The organism is Shewanella hafniensis (assembly GCF_019655335.1).
GTDB classification, from domain to species: Bacteria; Pseudomonadota; Gammaproteobacteria; order Enterobacterales; family Shewanellaceae; genus Shewanella; species Shewanella hafniensis.
Map to the genome: position 1 here is coordinate 1 of NZ_BPFD01000168.1, position 1,689 is coordinate 1,689.

The 1,689-nt window shown below is 44.1% G+C and carries 1 pseudogene; it reads right to left on the reverse strand.

Features of this window, described 5'->3' with window-relative positions:
* Window positions 1-586: 586 nt before the first annotated feature.
* A pseudogene (locus tag K5Q99_RS21705) lies at window positions 587-1,558 on the reverse strand (HipA domain-containing protein); the annotation flags it as partial.
* Window positions 1,559-1,689 lie beyond the last annotated feature (131 nt).

Sequence of the window (1,689 nt, forward strand, 5' to 3'; positions counted from 1 at the left end):
GTCTGGGTTAAAGGCTGCGACTTGGAAGACAGTTTTTGCCAAATCAATGCTGATGAGTTTATAGTTCATATCGGTCACCTCGAGTCAGATTTTGTGCACCTAAATCATGGCACATTGCGATGCCGAGACCGAGGTGACCATCTCAGCATCCATAACTCTTTTGGCATTAACAGACACCGAGATTACAGAAGTTCACCCTCCCCTGCGAAGTTGCTGAAGGGCGTTGAAGAAAATAGCGTGACGCAGACAGGACGTCTGCGTAGCTTTCGAGGTACAGGATGTACCATCGGAAGCGTTAGCGATTTTCGAATAAGCACGAAGCCCTGCTTTATAAATAGAGAGTCAATGCATGTAACTTCGCTAGGGACGTCTTGGCTGCTTGTGAAAACAATAGCAAGGAGGATAGGATGAGCAGTCCTCCTAGATCAGGTGTGGGATGAAGCCCCACGACTTTGATTTTGCCTTTAAAAGCAATCAAGAATTATGGGATATGCTCAACTCTCTATAGATTAACAAACAAAGCCAAGATGACAGGAGTGCCCCTTTCCCTACGAAATTACCGCTGGGTCATAAGCTTTAGCTAGAGCTAAACTTCCACATCCCTGACATCGGCGGCAAAACTAAAGTAACGATCACATCTCGCCAGCAACTGCGCTTTGTAATGAGCCACAAATGATGCTTCATCTTCATCAAGGGGCGGGAGCATTGAAATCACACCATCTATTGCCTGCGGTATTCTTCGCGCTATTGTCGTTAAGTTACTGATTAATAAATTTCTTGGTAAACCTAAGCCATCAATAAATGCAGCCAATTGATACGCGTAAATGCTATTTGGATCAAATTCGTCATCAATTGCCATCGCAAGCTGTTGTTCAAAATCTTCATACATAGCCACGCTGACCAAATCGTACCAAGGAGTTGGCTCCATTCCGCTTGGCGTCATAAAAAATGAGTAGTTTTTACCGTGTGCATCGGCATTACCGGCCAGTAAATTGAACAGCGCCCATTGCAACATGTCTTGCTTAGCAGCCACTGGATTACGGCATGTTGCAGCAAGACTAAAGAGCCTGTTAAAACTTACCCCTTCACGAATATCTTTAACATCACGCCCTGAACCAAAATTACGTTCATATTTTTTGCTAACACTAAAACCAAGTGCTTGGCAGCTATCGACAATATGCCTTCTTAATACCCTTTGCTCATTTGGCATATAACGTCGGTCAAAGCGTTCGACACAGAGTACTTTGTAATGGCCAAAATGAACGATATCAACATTCGCCACATTCATTCCAATCGCCTTAGCTAGGCGCATCGTCATAAATTCATTGAGCACTAAATGGCGATATTTTTCGAATTTAACTATATGGGTCGATGACAGCACGCCTTCGGCAAATGCAAATTCTTCACCGTTATAAAACAAGTTTAATTTAGGTTGTACACCCGCAACCGACAGTCGTGGTTTGCCGTCCCAAATTTCCATCGGCCACATTGTGGGATCTTCAATGCGCTGAATAACTTCTTCAGTCTTAATTGGCCGCAATTGTATTTCAGGCAGCAAAGTCCTGAAGGATCCCCTCATAAATCAGCCATAGCATAGCCATATTTGAGCAACTGATTGGCGAATAATACCCAGGCCGCCAGCAATTCTTTCTCCGTGATTTGATAATCAGGCCGCCTGAGTACCTCCAA